Source organism: Candidatus Kaistella beijingensis, from assembly GCF_020084865.1.
Taxonomy (GTDB): domain Bacteria; phylum Bacteroidota; class Bacteroidia; order Flavobacteriales; family Weeksellaceae; genus Kaistella; species Kaistella beijingensis.
The window spans coordinates 2,064,682-2,086,255 of the sequence record NZ_CP071953.1; the positions used below are offsets into that span (position 1 = coordinate 2,064,682).

A 21,574-nucleotide genomic window follows, 5' to 3' on the forward strand; every position below is an offset into this window, starting at 1 on the left:
TTAAAAGTTCGAAAAATTTAAAAAATTCTACTTCTAACCTTTGCAACAATTGCACCTTGCGCCAATTTGCACCAATTAGATAGTTAAATCAATCTTTTTCTCAATCTCCTTCGGTTCCGGCATAATCAATTCATTCTCGTCGCTGCTGAATTCGTCCCGATAAACCTGAATTAAAAGAACGGTAATTGAAATCAAAATCGGTCCGAAAATCAAACCCATAAAACCGAAAAGATTCATTCCCATGATAATTCCAAAAACGGTATTTAAAGGATGAATGTTTTCTAATCTTTTCAAAAGAGTGAATCTCAATAAGTTATCGGTTAATCCAACTGCAATCAAACAATAGGCAGCCAAACCTAAACCGGGACCAATATTTCCTTCCGCAATCATAAAAATACAAACCGGAACGTAAACAATCGCAGCTCCTACAATGGGCAACATTGATGCAACGCAGGTTAAAGCGAAAAGTAAAACCGCACTTGGTGCACCAAAAATCAGATAACCAATCAACGCAACCAAACCTTGTCCAACCGCCACAACCGGAATTCCGATCGCGTTTGCAATGACCATTTTTTGAATTTTTTCCCCCAGTAAATTTACGTTTGCTTTTTTTAATGGAGCAGAAGTTTTGATCAATCTTTCAAAAAGCCTTGGTTTCTCTAACATGAAGTAGAGAATGAAATACATTGACATCACCACGGTCAACGTATTGAAAGTTCCACTTAATGCATTCGTGGAGAGTTTTCCAACATTCTTTTTAAGCTCGTCTAAATTGTCTTTGCTTAAAATATCAAAGCCCGTTTTCTGGTAAACGAAATCATGAATTTTATCTACAAAAACATTGAATTTCTGCATATAAGCTGAAGCATTTCCCAATTTTTCAATCAGCAAATCTCCGATGAAATATATTGGCAAAATCAAGATAAATAAAGTCGCCAAAATTAAAACGGTGGAAGCAAGCCACGGTTTCCATTCTTTGACTTCTTGTAGGTAAAGATTGTATTTTCGTGTAATAATATAAAGCGTAATCGCTCCCAAAACCGATGGGATAAACATCGATAGGTTCGTGCAAATCAACCCGATAAGTACGATGATGACGAGAAGCAAAAAAATCTGCTTTATTTTCACTCCGCTGATTTGGTGTTTTCGGTTCGGCATATTTTCTATTTAAAAAAAGCAACAGGAAATTCTGTTGCTTTCAAAAGTACGATAATTATTGACTTGTTGCCTAAAATTAATTTTTGAATTCAATTTGTCGCGGTCTTCCTAAAAATGCGCAATAAATGGAGTACATCGCTACCAAAAAGAAAGGCATTGTTGCAATAATTCCAATTCCGCAAAGTAAAATTCCTGAAATACTGATTAATAAAGAAAGTAACGAAACACCTAAAAAGGTTCCATAATTTTCTTTGGCAATGTTGAAAGATTTGCTTAAAGCGTCGGCAAAACTAGCGTTCTCAAACAGCAAGATTGGGTAACCCAACATCAGGAACGGCATTACCAATAATCCTGGAAGTAAACACATCATGAAAGTAACCGTAAATATAATACTAGAGATCAAGCTGTAAATAACAATGTTTAAAAAATTTTGCTTGTAACCGATAAATAAATCCGAAAAGTTGACAGGTTGTTTAAAATTGTATTTGTTCGCCACATAAATCACACCTACATAAAGCGGCGCCAAGAGCAATCCCAAAAGTCCTGAGAGACCATAATAAAGCTTCATACCTGGAATCGACCAAATATCAATTGAAGTGAAATCCCCATCTGCAGAAGTAATTTCTTCCGAAAATGCACGAGAATCAAATCCTGAAATCGGCTGAATAAGCATTGATGCCACAAAGTAAAGCACCATCGCCAAAATTGCGTACAGGAAGACGCCTTTATACGTTTCAAAAGCGTGGGAAATTATTTCCGAAGTGGATTTCTGCGGCTGATTTTGTTGACTAAATTCTTGAAAGTCCATCGTTTATATTTTTTAATGTTGCTCAAATTTAGAATTTTTACTGAAATAATGAATTAAATCTGCTTTAAATTTCCTTCATTTTCGTGATAATAATTTTTGTAAAGAGAATAAATCACCGCATTCCAAAACGGGAAAGTGAACAGGAAACCAAATCCGAAAAGAAGAATTCCGCTTAAACTAAAGAGCAAAGCAACAATCACTGAAATTAAAATTGTTACAAAATCACGCTTCAAACCTTTAATGGTCAAACCAATTCCCTCAAAGGTTTTCACATCCATAAAAAACATCAGGGGAATGGAGAATAGGGTAATGAAAACCCAAACAATTCCCAAAATCAGCAATGAATTGGCATAAGTGAAAATAATCATCCAAAACAGGTAAAATCCAAAAAATTTGAAAAAATCGAAACCTAGATAACCGGCGAAAAGGTCGTTCATTTGAGGTTTTTCTTTTAAATCGAGTTTTCTATAAATTTTGTAAAAACCCACATTTAAAGGATTGATAAGTGCGAAAAGTCCGAACACAGCCAACGCAAAATTTCTCGTTTGTGGAAGTTGGGCAATTTCCTGCATTTTTTGGTTGAAGGCGGGGAAATCGGTTCTTGCCAAATCTTGATATTGTGCAAATTCATCCCAAAGTCCAAAATATCTGAAAAGGTAAAAATAGCCAAGAAAAAACAGCGAGAAGTAGAGCAAACTGTACATGACCTGAAACGAGATGGTTCTGTTCCAATAATTAAAAGCGTCTAAAAGTATCGCCTTGATTCCAGATTGTTGAGGATAATTTTTTTCCATGCGGCAAAAGTAAGGAAAAGAACTTGGCTAAACTCTAAAAGCTGTATTTTTGCACCAATGAATTCCATATTTCACCCGAATTTTAATCGAATGGATGAACTTTCACAGCAGAAAGTTCCTTTCTTTTTTATGGTGGATTTCTTAATGGAAAAAGTGGAAGTTTTTACAGAAAATGAATTATCAGCATCGAGCTTGTTAATTGATTTTGAAAAGTTTACAAACTTCAGTTTCCCACACAAATCAAATAAAATCCTTGAACTTCATTCTTTCCCGCAATCAAAGGAAACGTATAAAAAAGGATTTGATGTTGTTCAAAAAAACCTTAAACTCGGAAATTCTTATCTCACCAATTATACCTGCAAAACCGAAATTGAAACCAATTTTTCTTTAGAAGAAATTTTTCATTTTTCAAAAGCGAAATACAAAGTTTTGTATCCAGACAAATTCGTATTTTTTTCCCCTGAAACTTTTGTTGAAATTATTGAAAATGAAATTTTTACGCATCCAATGAAGGGAACAATTGATGCTACAAAAGAAAACGCAGTGGAGGTTTTAAAGAATGATGTGAAGGAAAAAGCGGAACACTACACTGTCGTCGATTTACTGCGAAACGATTTGAGCATGGTTGCCGATGAAGTTCAAGTGATTGAATTTCAACGAATAGACTTCATTAAAACCAAACAGAAAAATCTGTATGCGATGAGTTCTGAAATTTCGGGAAAATTGAAACCGGATTTTCAAAATAAAATTGGAAGCGTGATAAAAACTTTACTTCCTGCAGGTTCGATTCTCGGTGCGCCAAAAGCAAAAACTTTGGAAATTATTTTGGAGGCGGAAACTTACGAACGTGGTTTTTATACTGGAGTTTGCGGTTGGTTTGACGGGAAAAATCTCGATTCCTGTGTGATGATTCGGTTCATCGAAAAAGAAAATGGAAAAATGTACTTCAAAAGTGGTGGCGGAATCACACATTTGAGTAATTTAGTCGACGAATATCAAGAAATGAAAAACAAAATTTATGTCCCAATTCTTTGAAAGCATTAAAATAGAAGACCAAAAAATATTTCTTCTCGACCTTCACCAAAAGCGTGTCAATGAGACTTTCGCCAATTTTGGGAAAGAAGGCTCCATCGATTTGGGTAAGATTTTCAAAAGTTTAAATCACGATGAAGACGGTTTGTTCAAACTCCGAATTTCTTATGATTTGGATAAAAGTTTTAGAACGCAAATGATTCCGTATGCGATTTCGGAAATCAATGATTTCCAGTTGGTTGAAAATAATTTGTACGATTATTCCTTCAAATTTGAAGACCGAAAAGAGTTTGAAAGAATGAAGATCAAGGCAAAAGCTGACGAAATCATCATCGTAAAAAATAATCATATTACCGACACCTCGTTTTCAAATCTGCTTTTCAAAAAGGGAAAGGAATGGTTTACGCCAAATACATTTCTTCTGAATGGTGTTCAGCGACAACATTTGCTGAAAAACAAAAAGATTAAAGAAGTGGAAATTACCCCGCAGAATCTTAAGCAATTCTCTCACTTTCAGATTATTAATTCGATGAACGATTTCGACGACATGTTTATTTATCCGATTTCTAAAATCACCAATCTGCCTGAAAGCGGAGAATATCTTGAGATTTGATTGAAATCCGCTTAAAATCAGCGATTTGGTCTGATTTTCGCTTTTAACTTTCCCACTTTTTGCTGCTGATTTATAATGAAAGAAATTCAGTTAATAAAGCCTTTTGCTCGGGTTTTACAACTTTTAATTTTAGTTTTTACTGCTACTTTTTCATACTCCCAAAATAAGATTTCTGGGAAAATTGTTGATGCAAACACTCAAAAACCGATTTCGGGAGTTGAGATTTTCATTAATAATAAGGAAAAATCGGAGATGATTTCTGCGGACGGGAAATTTCAGATACAATCTGACTCTGGAGTTGCAACGGCAACATTTGTAAAGAAAAATTTTAAGACAGAAATTGTAAATTTTCAAAATTTAATTTTCGAAAATTTAACCGTGAAAATGCAGCCTGAAAAAGTGGAGCAAATTCAGGAGGTCGTTTTGGTCGCCGGTAACAAAAAAAAATACAAAAACAAAAAAGAAAATCCAGCTTACGCCATTATGCAGGAAGTTTGGAAACGAAAGAAAACCAATGGCTTGGCTAATTACGACGATTATCAATTCAAAGAATATGAAAAAATTGAGATCGGGATAAGCAATATTGATTCGGCGTTCATGGACAAGAAAATTTTCAACAAATTGGAGTTTGTCTTTAAATATGCCGATTCTTCCGACTTTGATAAAAAGTTGAATTTACCCGTCTTCCTGAACGAAACGCTTTACAAAATCTACGGAAAAAACAAGCCCGAAAAAAAGGAAAACAAAATAATTCTTGCCAACAAATTTTCGGGATTCAATAATAATGAACTCATTGCTTCTACGGCGAAAAACCAGTTCAAGGAAGTGAATTTATATGATAACACGCTCAATTTCTTTAATATAGGATTTCCAAGTCCGGTTGGAACCGATGGATTTGCAACCTATGATTATACTTTGTCGGATTCGCTTGTCGTGGACGGAACAGATGCCTATGAAATAAAATATTTCCCGAAAAGAAAGGAGGTTTTGGCGTTTCAAGGGGTTTTATACATCTCGAAAGACACGTATAATATTGTAAAAGCAACCTTGAAATCGACCAACAAAATCAATATGAATTTCGTGAATGGAATCTATCTCGAAACAGAATATGACGCACCAAATGATTCGGTTTTCATTGCTAAACGGACTTATTCCGAGTTGGAGATGTCAATTTTCAGCAAGAAAAAAGATGCGAAAGGTGCGGTTTTCAAAAGGACGCAGGTTTTTAGCGACTACTTATTCAATACTGATTTTGATGACCAACATTTGGCTGAAAACAATCAGACTTTAAGTGACGAAAACCTGAAAAAACCCGATGAATTCTGGGACAAAGAAAGAACGGAACCATTGGAAGAAACTGAAAAGAACATCTATAAAATGGTGTCGGAATTGGAGCAGGTTCCAAAATTCAAACGGATTGTTAATGCGGTGGAAATTGTTAATTCAGGTTACATTAACGCTTGGAAAGCGATTGATTTTGGTGACATTTTTTCCGTTTTTGGTTATAACGAGGTGGAAGGTTTTCGTTTGAGAGCGGGTGCAAGAACGTATTTTTCACACAACGATCTTTGGCGAATCGAAGGTTACACTGCGTATGGATTCAGAGACCAAAAATGGAAATACGGTTTTGAAGGTAGATACATGTTCAATCGTGAAAACCGCGCCACAATTGGTTTTGGCGGAAGAAATGACGTGATACAGCTTGGCGCACAATTAACCAATGACGATGGAATTATGAACCGTTCGTTCGCTTCTTCCTCGATTTTTTCTTCAGGGAGTAACTCTTCTTTGAGCTGGTTGCGACAGAATAATTTGTTTTTTTCCATAGAACCTGTGAAAAATTTTCAGGTTCGTTTGGATGCGTCTTTACAAAATATTAAGTCGGCTAATCCCACAAAATTCAATTTGGATTTTTACAAAAAAGGCGAGTTGAAATCAGAAACCAATGATTTTCACACGACTTTCAGTTTAATTGCAAAACCGGGCGCAAAGTATTCACAGTATGGCGTTGACCGATATGAGTTTACCACGCTTTCTCCAGTTTTTGTTCTAAAATTTACGCACGGATTTGAGAATGTTTTGAAAGGAGATTTTGATTATAACAAACTTCAGTTTTTGTATTCGCAACCAATTATTTTAGGGAATTACGGAAAAACCATTATCAATTTCGAGGCAGGGAAAAACTTCAACACCGTTCCGCTTGCTTTACAAAATATTATTCCTGGAAACCAATCCTACAACTTGATTCCCGGAACTTTTGCGTTGCTGAAGTATTACGAATTTGTTGCAGATGCTTACTCTACGTTGAATATTGAACATCATTTTAACGGAAAGTTGATTTCTTATCTTCCTTTGATCAAGAAATTGAAAATGAGGGAACTCGTCTTTTTCCGTGGTGCGTATGGAACTTTGAGCGAAGTATCCAAAAATATCAATTTTGAAAACACGCTATACTCCGCTCCTGACCAACAAATTTATTACGAATACGGATTTGGTTTGGAGAATATTGGTTTCGGAAACTTCAAATTACTTCGACTCGATTTCAACTGGCGCGGAAATTACCTCGACCGTCCCGAAGTTTCAAAATTTGGGGTGAAGTTTGGTTTGCAGATGAATTTTTAGAGGCTGGAAGATGGATGCTGGAGGTTTTTTTGCTCAAATCTGCGAGAGAAATCAATTACTTCAAAAACTCGAAGTATCCTTTCAAAACTTCCGCATTTTCCACCGCAGAAGTATCTACTTCCAAAATTTTCGCTTTTAGATCTGGTTTAAAGAAATTTTCAAGGACACGTAAAAGCGTGTCTTCCTCATCAACTTTCGTGTAACCGAAGCCAAAATGTTTCGCAAGAAGTTCAGCGTTTTTGTGATGTTTGGTCAAAATAAATTCGTCCAAAGCATTTGTGGAACTCGGTCCTGGAATAATTTTAAAAATATCTCCACCGCCATTATTGAAAATTATAATTCTGGTATAAGGTGGGATGTAATTGTTCCAAAGACCGTTGATGTCGTAGAAAAAACTCAAATCTCCCGTCACCAAAACCGTTTGGTTTTTATTGCGCATCGCAAATCCCATCGCAGTGGAAGTGGAGCCGTCAATTCCGCTCGTTCCTCGGTTGCAATAGACTTTGTTTTTGTTGAAGTCGAAAAGTTGCGCATAACGAATTGCGGACGAATTGCTGAAATGAAGATTGATATTTTCTGGCAATTTAGAAGAAAGCGATTCAAAAAATTTGAAATCCGAAAAATTGGTTAAAAGGCAATATTCCTGATGTTTCAAATCTTTTTTATCCCGTAAAACATCCCACAAATTATAAAAAGGTTGTGGTTCTAATTTCGCGAAATTCAGCAATTTAGAGAAAAAATTTTCAGCGGAAGTTTCAATTTTTTCGGTTAAAGAAAAGAAAGTATCGGGTTGCCAAACTTCATCGATATGCCAATGATTTTTCGGTCTTGCCTTTCTCAAAAACTGTTTTATTTTTTTTGAAACCACGTTTTGTCCAACCGTAATCAACAATTCTGGAGCGTACGTTTTATAGTCTTCTTCGCTGAAATTATAGATATATCGGTCTATATGAGAGAAAAAATTTTCATTTCTTAAATTGGAATTCGCCTCACACAAAACAACAGCGCTATGATTTTTAACCAATTGTGAGAGTTGCATTTCCAGTTCTTCGCTGTAATCACGAGTTCCGACCAAAATCATGATTCGTTTTGAAGTATTCCATTCCGCCACAAGATTTGATGGAATTTCAAACGATTTTTTCTGAATCGTTTTTTCAACAGGCGGAAAAGTCGGAAGTTCAGAAACCATTTCATAAAGCGGTTCTTCCAAAGGAATATTGATGTGAACCGGACCTTTTTTCTCGAAGCACAATTCGATGGCTTTCTTGATTAAATCAAAATTTTGTTCATCCGCATTTTCTTTTCCATCCTCCAATAGCTGAAAGTCTCCATAAGAGTGCTGCGAATACAAATCCTTTTGACGAATGGTTTGTCCATCAAAAATATCAACAAAATCGGTTGGTCGGTCTGCTGTTAAAACCAGAAGAGGAACGTTCTGATAAAACGCTTCTGTAATTGCAGGATAATAATTTGCCGCCGCAGAACCGCTTGTACAAGTTATTGCTACAGGTTTTTTCTCGCTTTTCGCCATTCCCAAAGCTACGAAACCCGCACTTCTTTCATCCACAATGCTGTAACAATTGAATTCATCTGTTTCCGAAAAATGAATTGCTAAAGGTGCGTTTCTTGAACCTGGAGAGATTACAAAGTTGAAAATTCCGTACTCTTTTAGAAGATGTGCTAAAATCTGGATGCTTCGCTTGGAAGAAAATTGCTTCATGATTAAAATTGATAGGCAAATTTACTGATAATTAAAATTCTAGATCCGATTGTTTGCTGTTAAAATTTTACTGCCAAAAATCATTATTTCAAAATTTAAAATTTCTCAAAACCAATCTAAATCTTTTGTAACTTTAGTTTCCGAAAAAAAAGGAAGATTTGATCGTTTAATTTAAATCAAACAAAATCAAACAACTTTAAATCATATCAAACGTGAAACTTAAATAAATAGAGATATGAGTACCAATACCCAAAATTTACGAAACGTGGTGATGCTCGGTCATTCCGACAGTGGCAAAACCACGCTCATTGAAGCCATGTTATTCGAAGGCGGAGAGATTAAACGCCGTGGAACTGTAGAATCACAGAACACGGTGAGTGACAATACCGACATTGAACATGAGAAAGGAAAAACCATTTTCTCACACCAAATGTTCGTGAATTGGCGCAATAACAAAATAAACATTATCGATACTCCCGGATTTGACGATTTCGTTGGCGAAGTCGTTTCTTCGTTAAAAGTTGCAGATACCGCTGTAATTGTGTTAAACGCTGCAAACGGTGTAGAAGTAGGAACTGAACTCGTTTGGGAATACGTGGAAAAAAATCAGACCCCAACAATTTTCGTGATCAATCAAATGGATCATCAGAAAGCTGATTTCGATAAAACTTTGGAGCAGGCGAAAGATAGATTTGGTTCTAAATTGGTTCCGATTCAGTATCCGTATAATTCAGGAGCAAATTTCAATCAGATTATTGATGCGTTGAGAATGGTGATGTACGAATTCCCTGCAAACGGCGGTAAACCTGAAAAGAAACCAATTCCTGAAAGCGAAATGTCAAAAGCAAACGAAATGCACAACGCTTTGGTAGAAATTGCTGCAGAAAATGAGGAGGGTTTAATGGAAAAATATTTTGAGGAAGGAAATCTTTCCGAAGAAGAGCTTGCGAAAGGAATTACCATTGCCATTGCAAAACAACAGTTTTTCCCGGTTTTCGTAACAAGCGGTTTGAAAGATATGGGAACTGGAAGATTGATGGGCTTCATTAATGAAATTGCTCCGTCTCCTTTGGACAGACCAAAACGTGTGATGGAAGATGGTAGTGAAGTTGCCTACGACCCGAACGACAAAACCACGATTTTCATTTATAAAACCACCACAGAACCACAAGTTGGAATGGTTTCTTACTTCAAAGTTTTGAGCGGAACTATAAAACCGGGCGACGAACTGATCAACGCCAATAATGGTGAAGTGGAAAGAATTTCCCAACTTTTTGTAGCCGAAGGTAAAGACAGAACGCCAGTTGCACAATTGGAAGCAGGGGATTTGGGCGTTACCGTGAAATTAAAATCTGGACACACCAATAATACACTAAATTCCAAAGGTTTGAATAGAAAAATTCGCCCGATGGAATTTCCTGAAAGCCGTGTAAGAAAAGCGGTTTCCGCAGAATCTTCCGCCGAAACAGAGAAACTTTTTGCTGCACTGAATAAAATTAAAGAAGAAGACCCGACGCTGAAAGTGGATATCGATCACGAAACACACGAAGCCATTCTTGGAGGACAGGGACAACTGCACATTGATTTGGTGAAACAGCGGTTGGAAAAAGAATTCGGCGTAAAAATGGAAATGAAAAATCCAAAAGTTTCCTACCGAGAAACCATTACCGGAAAAGCCGACGCCGATTATCGCCACAAAAAACAATCGGGTGGAGCCGGACAATTCGGTGAAATCCATATGCGCGTAGAAAATTTCTACGAGGGAATGGAAGAACCAACCGGAATGAACATCCGCCAAAAAGACGTGGAAGATTTACCTTGGGGCGGACAATTTGCATTCTACTGGTGCATCGTTGGTGGCGCTATAGACAACCGTTACATCGGCGCGATAAAAAAAGGAATTATGTCGCAAATGAAAAACGGTCCACTCACGGGTTCTCCTTGTCAAAACATCCGCGTTTCTGTGTATGATGGAAAAATGCACAGTGTGGACAGTAACGATATTTCCTTCCAATTGGCAGCAGCAGGAGCGTTTAAAGAAGCCTTCCAAAAAGCGCATCCGCAACTCTTGGAACCGATGTATCACGTGGAAATTCTTTGTCCGGACGATTCAACCGGCGATGTAATGGGCGATTTGCAAACACGACGCGCAATCATTTCCGGAATGGATACGGAAGGACATTATCAAAAAATTCTTGCAGAAGTTCCTTTGGCAGAAATGAACGACTACGGTTCACATCTGCGATCCATCACCGGAGGAAAGGCAAAATTCACAATGCGTTTTTCTGATTATCAACTCGTTCCGCCAAATGTTCAGCAGGAATTGGTGAAAAAACACGCTGCTGAAGCTGTGGAAATGTAAACCCACTTTGCATCCACCTTGTCAAAGTTAAAATCTTTGACAAAGTTTTAAAAGATCCTTCAAGAAAATTAACCTTGAAGGATTTTTCATTTAAATTGATATTAAGATAATAAAGTCCGATTAAAAATTATCCTTAACTTTGTTGAAGTCAAAATTATAATATGAACAAACCCATAAAAAGAAACGAAAACCTGGTTCCTGTTTCTCGCGAACATCACGCCACATTACTTTTTTGTTGGAAATTGCGAAACGGCGTAAAAGCTGAAATCAATCCCGAAAGAATTACAAAATACGTCAATTGGTTTTATCAAAATCATATTCAGCATCATTTTAAAACCGAAGAAAAGCTGCTTTTTACAGATTTTAATGATGAAATGGTAAAACGTGCTTTGAATGAACATCAATTAATTCTCGCAAAAATCAACGAAATTAATGTGAAAGCTAAGGAAAATAGTTATGTTTTATTCAACGAACTTGCAGATTTGGTTGATGGTCACACAAGATTTGAAGAACGGCAGCTTTTCCCATATCTCGAAGAAACATTTTCAGAAGATGAATTAGAAAAAATCGGTGAAATTCTACACGGTGAAGAACATTTCGCCGTTGAAAATTACGAAGACGAGTTTTGGAAAAAATAATAACCTCAAAAAGCCGATTAGTATTCATTAAAAACGGAATGATGAAAAATTTCAAGATTTTACTTTTTCTCTGTGTTTCTACCTGTTTCTTCGCTCAGAAAGAATTTACTTTCAATATCAACAATGTTGAACGGAAAGCTTTAGTTTTTGAACCATCTCAAAAATCACAAAAAATTCCAGTGGTCTTCATCTTCCATGGACATGGCGGGAACGCGAAAAATGCCTCGCAAAAAATAAACTTCCAACATGAGTTTCCAGAAGCAATGGTGGTTTTCATGCAGGGAATTCCCGGAACTTCAGGTTATGTTATCGATAAAAAAGGACTTTTGAACGGTTGGCAAATGTTTCCCAATGAAAACGGAAATCGTGATGTGCTGTTCTTTGATGAGGTCTTGAAAAATTTACAGAATAAATTCTCCATCGATGAGCGTAGAATTTATTTGGTCGGTCATTCCAACGGAGCGCGATTTGTAAATGTTTTATGGAAGGAACGCGGTGAAAAAATTGCGGCAATATGTTCAGCCGCCGCACAAGGTGGAATGATGGCAAGAAATGCGAAACCCGTTTCCATTTGGATGAGTATGGGAAAAAATGATCCGCTGGTTCCTTACGACACACAAAAAATGTCGATTCCCATCGTGAAAAAAAATTTGCAGATTGACGAAAGTTCTGCAGTTCACAATGGCGACACCACAACTTTCACAGGAATCGAAAACACAGAGTTAGTCATTGAAGAAAAAAATGCCGGACATGAATTCCCTGCATCTTCAATTCCAAAAATCGTAAATTTTTTTCAAAGACATTCGCGGTAGATTAACTTTACGCTTCTTCCAACTTCACTGTAAAATGTCGTAAAATCTCCGATTCCCAAGTAATATTGTAGCCTTTCAGAATTTCTTCTCTTCGGTCGTAAACGTTTTTTATGGCAACCGCAATATAATCCATGTGATTGTTCGTGTAAGTTCTTCTCGGAATCGCCAAACGAACCAATTCTAGTTTTGGGTAGCGGTTTTCTCTCGTCTGTGGATCACGGTCGGCTAATAAAGTGCCGATTTCAACGGTGCGGATGCCGGCTTCTTTGTAAATTTCGTTGGCCAAAGTCTGCGCTGGATATTCTTCACGCGGAATATTAGGTAAAAATTTTAATGAATCGATAAACACCGCATGTCCACCAATAGGCTTCTGAATTGGGATTCCGAATTCTATTAGTTTATTTCCGAGATATTCGACTTGAGAAATTCTGCTTTCCAAATATTCAAATTCTGTAGCTTCATTTAAACCAACCGCTAAAGCAGCCATATCTCGTCCTGCCATTCCACCATAAGTAATGAAGCCTTCGTAAATAATGGTAAAATTGGAAGCGATATTAAAAACATTTTCGTCATTCAAGGCGATAAATCCACCGATGTTGACAAGGCCGTCTTTCTTGGAACTCATGGTCATCCCAACTCCATAAGAAAAAACTTCTTTGCAAATTTCTTTGATGGTGCGGTTTTCCTGACCTTTTTCTCTTTTCTTGATGAAGTAAGCATTCTCCACAAAACGGGCAGAATCGAAATAAATCGGGATCCCATAACGGTCTGAAAGTTCTTTCACCGCTTTCATGTTTTCCAGTGAAACAGGTTGTCCGCCGGAGGAATTACACGTAATGGTAATTAAACAAAAAGGTATTTTTTCTTTAGGATAGGTTTTATAAACATTTTCCAGTTTTTCTAAATCGATGTTTCCTTTGAAAGGGAAAAGGTTTTCAATATCGAAAGCTTCACCCACAGTACAGTCGATCGCATGAGCTTTTCGGAATTCGATATGTCCTTTGGTGGTGTCGAAATGGGAGTTTCCTGGAATAACGTCTCCTTCTTTTACCAAAACCGAAAACAGCACATTTTCTGCGGCTCTTCCTTGGTGAGTTGGAAGCAGATATTTGTAGCCTGAAATATTTTGAACAGTTTCTTGAAGTTGCTCAAAACTTCTCGAACCCGCATAACTTTCATCACCGGTCATCAAAGCAGACCACTGTTTGTCGCTCATTGCTCCCGTTCCGGAATCGGTTAAAAGGTCGATGAAAACCTGCGAGGATTTTAGGTTAAATAAATTGTAACTGGCATCTTTCAGCCATTGTTCTCTTTGTTCACGGGTGGATTGGCGAATTTCTTCCACCATTTTTATTCTGTAGGGTTCTGCGTAAGGGAGTTGCATTTTGTTTACCGTTTAAGGTTGATGTTTAAAGTTAATTTTGAAATAAATTTGAAGTGGTTTAAAACTTTAAACCTTAAACTTCAAATACGAAGCATTCACGAACTCAAATAAAAGTTGATTCCGTGAGTAAACTTTAAACTCTCATTCCGGTGCTTTAAAAACATTATCATCCGAATGAAAACCTGCAACACCGCCACTTACCGCAAATTTCATTGCTTGTGCAGCGCTCACATTTTCAAGAATTACGATGTTGGTCGCCAAAACAAAAACCACCCAACCTGAAACGGCGTAAGAATGCGGCAAATATACCGCAACATAATCGGGATAACCAACGGAAGATAAATCACTCTGCGTTAAAAATCCGACACGCCAAATTTCGGGGTTTTCAGAAGTTTTAATGAGAACTGGTTGGTTGAATTTCTTTTTATCACCCACGAAAGAAGTCATCACATCTTTCAGCGAGGTGTAGATGAATTTTATTCCGGGAGTATGTTCGAGGAGGTAATCGAAACTGTCCACAACAACTCGTCCAATAATGAATTTATTCCCAAGATAACCAATCAAAGTGGTGCTTGCAATGACTATGAGAAAGGTAATTCCGGGGTAGGTTTTTTCTGAAAGTGCGGGAATAATATTGTCGATGCTCGAAACGATATACCAAATAATCCAAACCGTTAAAGCAAACGGACCAATTATCAGCAAACCCTGAAAAAAGGATTTTGCCAATAGGTTCAGGTTCTGTTCGATACGTGATTTGGTCATTGTTTAATTTGGTTTCGAAATTCGAGATTTTAACTGTAATGTGATTCAGTAAAAGTAAGAAAATTCTTAAAAACTTTAAACGTCAAACCTTAAACTAAAATCCTTCACCCGTGAATGGTCTCCTTCGTACCGTACGATTTAATGATCTCTGCTTCATATTCCAACCATTCTTCCCAACGCTGGTTCACTTTTTCGGGATTGCCCAATTTTCTGGCAAAACCAATGAAGGTCGTGTAATGATTCGCCTCGGAAATCATCAGTTCTTTGTAAAAAGTTTTCAGTTCTTCGTCTTTAATGTTTTCCGTCAACACTTTGAAACGTTCGCAACTTCTCGCTTCAATCATCGCCGCGAAAAGCATTCGGTCGATAATATAATCTTCGCGACTTCCCTGAACAATGAATTTGAAAAGTTGATTCACATAATCGTCTTTTCTTTCTCTTCCGAATTCGTAGCCGCGCTTTTTGATGATTTCATGAACTTGCTGAAAATGGTCGAGTTCCTCTTGCGCGATTTCCAAAAGTTCGGTTACGATTTCAGGATATTCGGGAAGCATCGTGATTAAAGTGATGGCGTTGGTTGTTGCTTTTTGTTCGCACCACGCATGGTCGGTGAGGATTTCCTCTAAATTTCCTTCGGCGATATTGGCCCATCTTGGATCGGTAAGTAATTTCAGTTTGAACATGTTGTATTTTTGAAAAAAGAAGTATTGTTATCGTAGTTACTTTGATACAAAAGTAACCAAAAAATCAAGACTGGATATTTTTGCTAAAAAATCGAAATTTCTTTCAAGAAAATTTCCAAAACTCGGGCGGAAAGTCAAGTTACTATTTAAGAAAATGTATTGCCGCCACTCAAACAATGGAAATTTTTATCCATTTATAATTAAGACAAATCTCGCTGAAAGAAATTTCAATTTTTCTTAACGCAAAAATTTAATAGGTGAACTATAAATAATGGTGTTAAGGTTTCTATTTGTTGTGATTTTTTTAAGATAAATGAATTTCATGGCATAAAACTTGAAAGCTAACTTACATAACATTTAAAAAAATAAAATTATGAACACTGCACTATTTTCAAAAAAAGCGGAACAATTAGGAATCTTCCTTTTAACTTTCTTCTTCAGCATCGTAGCATTCGCACAGGAAGCAACGCCAAAAGTTGATGTTACTACAACTTCCACAAAAACCACTACTACAACTGAAGAGTGGTTTACAAACCCTGTTTATTGGGTAATCGGAGCGCTTTTGTTAATCATCTTGATTGCTGTAGTTGCAAGAGGAAACGGAAAAAGAGACTAATTTTTCCACTGCCAAAAAATTTAAAAACCGTGTTCAGTTATCGAGCTGAAGCGGTTTTTTTTCGTAAAAATTCTAAAATTCTCCAACTGAAAGCGTCTAATTTTTTCAATCCCTCCGCAATAATTACGGCAAGCGAGATGTTGATAACGAAAATTAAAACCATCAAAATCCACCATTCCATTTTGTCTTTTAAAGGTACCACAAGGAAATAGACGAGTGATGAACTCATTCCCTGCGCAAAATAATAAAAGATTGCATTTTTTCCGATATAAGTGATGAAGTTGTTTTTAGTGATTTTCAATCGGTTGTAAAGAACAAACAAAGTTAGAAGAGAGAAAGACGACCAAAAGATGTATAATAATTTTGGTGGGAACTTGGCCTTGTTCATTTTCATGAAGAGTTCTTTCCCGAAATTCCAAAACAGGAATATTAAAATAATGAAGAGGATTCCATAAAGAATCGGAATTGCGTTCGTCGGAATTTTTTTTCCTTTCAGTTGATGTGCTACTAAAAATAATCCGAGGTAAAAAGCGACGTAACCAACTTGTCCGGTTGGATAAAATTGTGGCAATAAATTGAATATCAAAGTCAATCCAAAACAAAGGGCGATAAACCACTTGAGGTGGTTCGGAAAAAATCGTAAAATTAATACGCCGAAAACGGTAAGGATGAAATATACTTTTAAATACCAAAAACTTCCCATCACCACAGGAAAAGTATCTGCATTGGTGTATTGATGAAGATACCAATTCCCTAGATTTTGCCATTGTGGGACATCCGAAATATTTTGCGGAATATATTTCGCCCCGAAAGTGGAGTAGAAACTTTTCATCCAATCGAGCCCGAAAATGTTTAATCCGAAAACCTTGAAAAAATAATCGAGGAAGAAAAGAAAGGTCACGAAAATCATGAAGGTAATTTGCAACTTCAGTAGTCGATAAAGCGTTTTTTCCACATTTCCGCCCGAAGTTAAACCACTTAATGCGTAAAATAAAGGAACGTCAATCAAAAGTGAAGCAACGCGCCATTCTGTTGGAACGTAAAACTGTCCCGACCAAAAAACGGTATGGATAAAAATAATGGCAAGTGTGGCAAAACCCTTTGCAAAATCGATGTAGAGGTCTCTTTTCATACAGTTTATTTGAAAATCAAAAGTAGGAAAAAGATGGAAGATGGAAGATGGAAGACGGAAGTTTTTTATCAGGCTTCTGTTTTTTGTTTGAGGTTTCAAAAGGAGCGAAAACTTTTAGGCCTGATTGAACGGCGTGTTTGAGCTCTTTTTTCGGCGGCGGCGAAGCCGCCGCCGAAAAAAAGCGAGTAGTGAAAGCAGGTTCCCGGCTCCTAATTTTTAGTTTGAGGGTTTGATACTGAGAGCGTTTGGGAGGAATTGGGAGTAATTTTGTAAAACTTCCAGCATCCAACATCATTTTCCAACAAAAATTTGTGGATAACTATTTGTATTTCAGAAAAATTTCTTACTTTTGCACCTCGAATTAACTAACAAAATTTATAGACAATGTTTGCAATTGTAGAAATAGCAGGGCTTCAATACAAAGTTGAGCAAGACCAAAAGTTGTTTGTAAACCGTTTGAAAGGAGACAAAGGAGCGAAAGTTTCTTTCGACAAAGTTCTTCTTACTGTGAACGGTACTACATCAATCGGCGCCCCGGCTGTAAACGGTATCACTGTAGATGCTGAAATCCTTGACCACGTGAAAGCGGATAAAGTAATCGTCTTCAAAAAGAAAAGAAGAAAAGGTTACGAAAAGAAAAACGGTCACCGTCAATCTTTAACTCAAATTCAAATCACCGGAATCACCGGATTTGACGGAGCTAAAAAAACGGCGAAAAAAGAAACCGCTAAAGCTGAATCTACTGAAGCAAAAACGGTAAAAGCAGAACCTAAAGCTGAAAAAGCGGCTGCTCCAAAAGCTGAAAAGACAGAGGAGAAAAAAGCTTCTTCAAAAGGTGATGCTGCAACGGTAAACTTCAGCGAAGAACACGAATTGAACTATCTTCTTCAAAAACACGGTATGTCCGAATCTGCAGACAACAGAAAAGTTCTTGTAGAACTTGGTAAAGAGTTGAAAGAAAAAACTGAAAAGAGAGTTTTGGCAACGGAAGATTTCGATGCTTACATCAAGGAAAATATTGAAAAATTAACTCCAAAAAAATAATTCCAAGAAATGGCACACAAAAAGGGAGTTGGTAGCTCCAAAAACGGTAGAGAATCGCACTCTAAAAGATTAGGTGTTAAGATTTTCGGTGGACAGGAAGCAATCGCGGGAAACATCATCGTGAGACAAAGAGGAACTCAACACCACCCAGGTGAAAACGTGGGAATGGGTAAAGACCACACTTTGCACGCGCTTGTTGACGGTAAAGTAGTTTTCAGAAAGAAAGCAAATAACAGATCTTTTGTATCTATCGAACCAAACGCATAATTGATTGCGTTTCATAAAATTAATCCTGATTGCATTTCCAGTCAGGATTTTTCATTTATTTTACTTTCCGAAAAAAAAAATATGAATCTAAAATCTACACTTTTACCTATCATTCTTTCATTAGTAGTGCTGCTTGGTTGTTCCAGAGATCAAAATGAAACTCCCGCAAACAATTGCGGAATCGTGAACAATGTTAGTTTCCAATCGTTTGCGACAAATGTATCTTTAAATTTTGGGGCCGGAACCAATGCCAATTCATTTAGGATTGAATATGGGTTATCTGGCTTTTTGGCGGGAACAGGAAAATCGGTCACTACTTCAAAAACCTATTTGGTTATTCAGGATTTAAATCCCGGAACAACTTATGATTTCTACATCACCGGAATTTGCAGCAGCTCACAAACTAGCGCACCCTATAAATTATCAAGTGTTACCACACAACCAAGCAACTGCAAAGGTACAACCAGCGCACAATTTTTTCAGTATGAACCGACTCAAATGATTATGCAGCTTGGTTACAGCGGCGGGACTTTCTCTTATCATGAAGTGGAATTTGGGCCAACTGGGTTTGTATTTGGATCCGGAACAAGGTTGAAAGGAGGAAACGGAGAAAGTATTCTGTATTTCAACAATTTGCAGCTCGGCCAATCCTATGATTTTTATGTGAGAACATATTGTAGTGAAGGTGATGCAAATCCATACAAAAAATTCACCTATACTGCAGCGGTAATTTGTCCGAAGCCTTTTAATTTAAACAGCTATATCATTTCCGGCGCATGTAATGTTGGAATGGGTGCTACGAGAGGATTTTCGTGGAGTTCGTACGGTTCGCCGCAAAGCTATACGATTTCTCTTATTCAAAATGTCACCGATCCGCCAAGTTCGCAGATTTTTACTACTTCAAATACTTCCATCGCCATTTCAAACATGTATTGTAATTGGAAAGGATTTTATGTGAAAGCAAATTGCGCGAACGGAAACAGTGGAGATTGGGCCGGTCCTTTTATATTCTAAGCAACTACATTTAATAATTTTCCCAATCTTTCGGTTGGGATTTTTTTGTACTCCTAAAAATTAATATTCCATACACCTTTATTTCATATTGAAATCCTAACTTTGAAAAAACTAAAATGGAAAAACGAAAAATCCCGATTGTAGTTCTTTCAGACATTCATCTTGGAACTTACGGTTGTCATGCAACAGAATTGGTGGCTTACCTGAAAAGCATCAATCCAAAAATATTGATTCTTAATGGCGACATTATCGATGGTTGGGCTTTTTCCAAAACGTATTTTCCCAATTCTCACATGGCGGTTTTGAGCGAGTTTTTTAAGATGATGAAGAACGGCACCGAAATCATCTATATCACAGGAAATCACGATGAATTTTTGAGAAAATATTCAGATTTAACCATGGGAAATCTTTTTCTCACCGATAAATATTTGGTAGAAATCGACGGAAAGAAAACCTGGTTTTTCCACGGAGATATTTTCGACAATACCACGAAAGGCGGAGCAAAAATTATCGCAAAAATTGGCGGAATCGGTTATGATTGGCTGATTTTAGTGAATCGTGCGATCAATTTTGTTCTGGAAAGTTTTGGAGAGAGAAAACTTTCACTTTCGAAAAAAATTAAAAATTCGGTGAAAAATGCAGTAAAATTTATAGCCGATTTTGAAGAAAAAGCCATTGAACTCGCCATTGAAAATCATTATGATTACGTCGTTTGCGGCCATATCCATCAACCTGCAGATAGAATCGTGACCAAGGAAAAAGGTTCCGTACATTACCTTAATTCGGGAGATTGGATTGAAAATCTTTCTTATTTAGAATACGATAAAGGAACATGGCAACTCCTTTTCTTCGATGAATCCAAATTTGAAAAACCTATTATCGAAACCAACGATGTTTCAGTAAATGTGGAAGAATTAATTCATCCTCACGTTTTTGCCGCTTTCGTTGGCAACAAAATGACAGAAAGCATTTAGGTCTTTTTTACTTGGTTCTTTTTGCTCGTTTCTTGGCTATTTGTTCAAAAAAGCATCCCAACCTTGAGCATTCAGCGCTACCAATTCATTGCTTCCCCTTGCAACCAAAAAATTTCCTTGCTCCAAATCTACAGCGTGACCAATAATCGTGAAATCGGGATGATTTTTAATTTTATCAAAATCTTTGTGAGAAATCGTGAACAGTAATTCATAATCCTCACCACCGTTTAAAGCGCACATCACTGGATTTAAATTCAGCTCTTCCGCGGTGGAAATTGTCAAAGAATCCATTGGGATTTTATCTTCGTAAATTCTGAAACCCACTTTGCTTTGGTCGGATAAATGCAAAATTTCAGATGACAAACCATCGGAAACATCAATCATCGAAGTTGGTTGAATGTTGAGTTCCGCTAAAGTTTTTTTGATGTCGGTTCTTGCTTCGGGTTTTAATTGTCTTTCCAAAATATAGTCGTAACCTTCCATTTCGGGCTGCATATTTGGATTGGCAAGAAATACGGAATGTTCCCGTTCCAAAATTTGCAAACCAAGATAAGCACCGCCTAAATCTCCCGTCACCACTAGTAAATCGTTTGGTTTTGCGCCGCTCCTTTTTACTAAATTTTCACAGTTTTCAAGTCCAATTGCAGTAATATTCATCACCAAACCTGAAGTAGAACTCGTTGTGTCACCGCCAACCAAATCAACTTTGTAATGTTTGCACGCCAAAGCAATTCCCTCATAAATTTCCTCCAAAGCTTCCACAGGAAATCTGTTAGAAATCGCCAGTGAAACCAAAATCTGTGTCGGCGTTGCATTCATTGCGGCAATATCACTTACATTCACCACAACCGCTTTATAACCCAAATGTTTTAGCGGAACATATCCCAGATTAAAGTGAACTCCTTCTGCCAAAACATCGGTGGTAACAACTACTTTTTTATTTTCGGGATTGATAATTGCAGCATCATCACCAATGGAAACTTCCGTAGATTCATTACTAAAACTAAAGTTTCCGGTGAGGTGTTTAATCAGTCCAAATTCGCCATAAGCAGAAATTGGGGTAAGTTGTGGGTTTTTATCTTCGAGGATGCTCATAAGTTATGAATGATGGTTGATAATGGATGAATGATGCTACAAAC

General features: G+C 37.0%; 20 protein-coding genes. 11 read left to right on the forward strand and 9 right to left on the reverse strand.

Annotation, left to right across the window (positions count from 1 at the left end; genetic code table 11):
- Positions 1-75: 75 nt before the first annotated feature.
- The 3 genes from J4771_RS09655 to J4771_RS09665 all read right to left on the reverse strand — a co-directional run bounded on the left by J4771_RS09655 (position 76) and on the right by J4771_RS09665 (position 2,760).
- Entirely contained in the window at positions 76-1,158 is a 1,083-nt protein-coding gene (locus tag J4771_RS09655; RefSeq protein WP_224134810.1) for an AI-2E family transporter, read from the reverse strand.
- Positions 1,159-1,234: 76 nt separating this feature from the next.
- Entirely contained in the window at positions 1,235-1,966 is a 732-nt protein-coding gene (locus J4771_RS09660) for a beta-carotene 15,15'-monooxygenase (protein ID WP_224134811.1), read from the reverse strand.
- Between the two features lie 53 nt (positions 1,967-2,019).
- A complete protein-coding gene (locus J4771_RS09665) occupies positions 2,020-2,760 on the reverse strand; it encodes a hypothetical protein (protein WP_224134812.1) in 741 nt (246 codons plus the stop codon).
- A gap of 57 nt (positions 2,761-2,817) precedes the next feature.
- On the opposite strand from J4771_RS09665, the gene J4771_RS09670 reads away from it, so the two are divergent.
- The 3 genes from J4771_RS09670 (at position 2,818) to J4771_RS09680 (ending at position 7,027) form a co-directional block, all read left to right on the forward strand.
- Positions 2,818-3,795, forward strand: coding sequence for an aminodeoxychorismate synthase component I (locus tag J4771_RS09670; RefSeq protein ID WP_224134813.1), 978 nt, complete (start codon positions 2,818-2,820; stop codon positions 3,793-3,795).
- Complete coding sequence (locus J4771_RS09675; protein WP_224134814.1) at positions 3,779-4,405, forward strand: aminotransferase class IV; 627 nt, start codon at positions 3,779-3,781, stop codon at positions 4,403-4,405. Before J4771_RS09670 ends, J4771_RS09675 begins: the two co-directional genes overlap by 17 nt.
- Positions 4,406-4,480: 75 nt before the next feature.
- The gene (locus tag J4771_RS09680) at positions 4,481-7,027 is read left to right on the forward strand and encodes a DUF5686 family protein (protein ID WP_224134815.1); all 2,547 of its coding nucleotides are present in this window, start codon (positions 4,481-4,483) and stop codon (positions 7,025-7,027) included.
- A gap of 55 nt (positions 7,028-7,082) precedes the next feature.
- On the opposite strand, the gene menD is transcribed toward J4771_RS09680, so the two are convergent.
- Positions 7,083-8,747 carry a 2-succinyl-5-enolpyruvyl-6-hydroxy-3-cyclohexene-1-carboxylic-acid synthase gene (gene menD, locus J4771_RS09685; protein WP_224134816.1) on the reverse strand — a complete coding sequence of 555 codons (1,665 nt, stop codon included), beginning with the start codon at positions 8,745-8,747 and terminating at the stop codon, positions 7,083-7,085.
- A gap of 235 nt (positions 8,748-8,982) precedes the next feature.
- On the opposite strand from menD, the gene J4771_RS09690 reads away from it, so the two are divergent.
- The 3 genes from J4771_RS09690 (at position 8,983) to J4771_RS09700 (ending at position 12,559) form a co-directional block, all read left to right on the forward strand.
- Positions 8,983-11,109 carry an elongation factor G gene (locus tag J4771_RS09690; protein WP_224134817.1) on the forward strand — a complete coding sequence of 709 codons (2,127 nt, stop codon included), beginning with the start codon at positions 8,983-8,985 and terminating at the stop codon, positions 11,107-11,109.
- 161 nt (positions 11,110-11,270) lie between these two features.
- Complete coding sequence (locus J4771_RS09695) at positions 11,271-11,747, forward strand: hemerythrin domain-containing protein (protein ID WP_224134818.1); 477 nt, start codon at positions 11,271-11,273, stop codon at positions 11,745-11,747.
- Positions 11,748-11,788: 41 nt separating this feature from the next.
- The gene (locus J4771_RS09700; RefSeq protein WP_224134819.1) at positions 11,789-12,559 is read left to right on the forward strand and encodes an alpha/beta hydrolase family esterase; all 771 of its coding nucleotides are present in this window, start codon (positions 11,789-11,791) and stop codon (positions 12,557-12,559) included.
- A 7-nt stretch (positions 12,560-12,566) separates the two neighbouring features.
- On the opposite strand, the gene J4771_RS09705 is transcribed toward J4771_RS09700, so the two are convergent.
- The 3 genes from J4771_RS09705 to miaE all read right to left on the reverse strand — a co-directional run bounded on the left by J4771_RS09705 (position 12,567) and on the right by miaE (position 15,388).
- Positions 12,567-13,943: a tryptophanase gene (locus J4771_RS09705; protein ID WP_224134820.1), complete on the reverse strand. Its 1,377-nt coding sequence runs from the start codon at positions 13,941-13,943 to the stop codon at positions 12,567-12,569.
- A gap of 141 nt (positions 13,944-14,084) precedes the next feature.
- Entirely contained in the window at positions 14,085-14,705 is a 621-nt protein-coding gene (locus tag J4771_RS09710; RefSeq protein ID WP_224134821.1) for a DUF502 domain-containing protein, read from the reverse strand.
- Positions 14,706-14,809: 104 nt separating this feature from the next.
- Positions 14,810-15,388, reverse strand: coding sequence for a tRNA-(ms[2]io[6]A)-hydroxylase (gene miaE / locus J4771_RS09715; RefSeq protein WP_224134822.1), 579 nt, complete (start codon positions 15,386-15,388; stop codon positions 14,810-14,812).
- A gap of 373 nt (positions 15,389-15,761) precedes the next feature.
- Here miaE and J4771_RS09720 point away from each other — a divergent pair, with 373 nt between their 5' ends.
- Positions 15,762-16,004, forward strand: coding sequence for a hypothetical protein (locus J4771_RS09720; protein WP_224134823.1), 243 nt, complete (start codon positions 15,762-15,764; stop codon positions 16,002-16,004).
- 37 nt (positions 16,005-16,041) lie between these two features.
- On the opposite strand, the gene J4771_RS09725 is transcribed toward J4771_RS09720, so the two are convergent.
- Positions 16,042-17,136, reverse strand: coding sequence for an acyltransferase family protein (locus tag J4771_RS09725; protein ID WP_224134824.1), 1,095 nt, complete (start codon positions 17,134-17,136; stop codon positions 16,042-16,044).
- A 384-nt stretch (positions 17,137-17,520) separates the two neighbouring features.
- Between J4771_RS09725 and rplU the strand changes: the two genes are divergently transcribed.
- From rplU to J4771_RS09745, 4 genes are all read left to right on the forward strand, one after another.
- Positions 17,521-18,180, forward strand: coding sequence for a 50S ribosomal protein L21 (gene rplU, locus J4771_RS09730; RefSeq protein WP_224134825.1), 660 nt, complete (start codon positions 17,521-17,523; stop codon positions 18,178-18,180).
- A 9-nt stretch (positions 18,181-18,189) separates the two neighbouring features.
- Complete coding sequence (gene rpmA / locus J4771_RS09735; RefSeq protein WP_055042030.1) at positions 18,190-18,447, forward strand: 50S ribosomal protein L27; 258 nt, start codon at positions 18,190-18,192, stop codon at positions 18,445-18,447.
- Between the two features lie 81 nt (positions 18,448-18,528).
- A complete protein-coding gene (locus J4771_RS09740) occupies positions 18,529-19,461 on the forward strand; it encodes a hypothetical protein (protein ID WP_224134826.1) in 933 nt (310 codons plus the stop codon).
- 116 nt (positions 19,462-19,577) lie between these two features.
- Positions 19,578-20,435 (forward strand): UDP-2,3-diacylglucosamine diphosphatase, encoded by an 858-nt coding sequence (locus J4771_RS09745; protein WP_224134827.1) that lies wholly within the window; start codon positions 19,578-19,580, stop codon positions 20,433-20,435.
- A 36-nt stretch (positions 20,436-20,471) separates the two neighbouring features.
- On the opposite strand, the gene thiL is transcribed toward J4771_RS09745, so the two are convergent.
- Positions 20,472-21,524, reverse strand: a complete 1,053-nt coding sequence (gene thiL, locus J4771_RS09750; RefSeq protein ID WP_224137812.1) for a thiamine-phosphate kinase — start codon at positions 21,522-21,524, stop codon at positions 20,472-20,474.
- Positions 21,525-21,574: the final 50 nt, after the last annotated feature.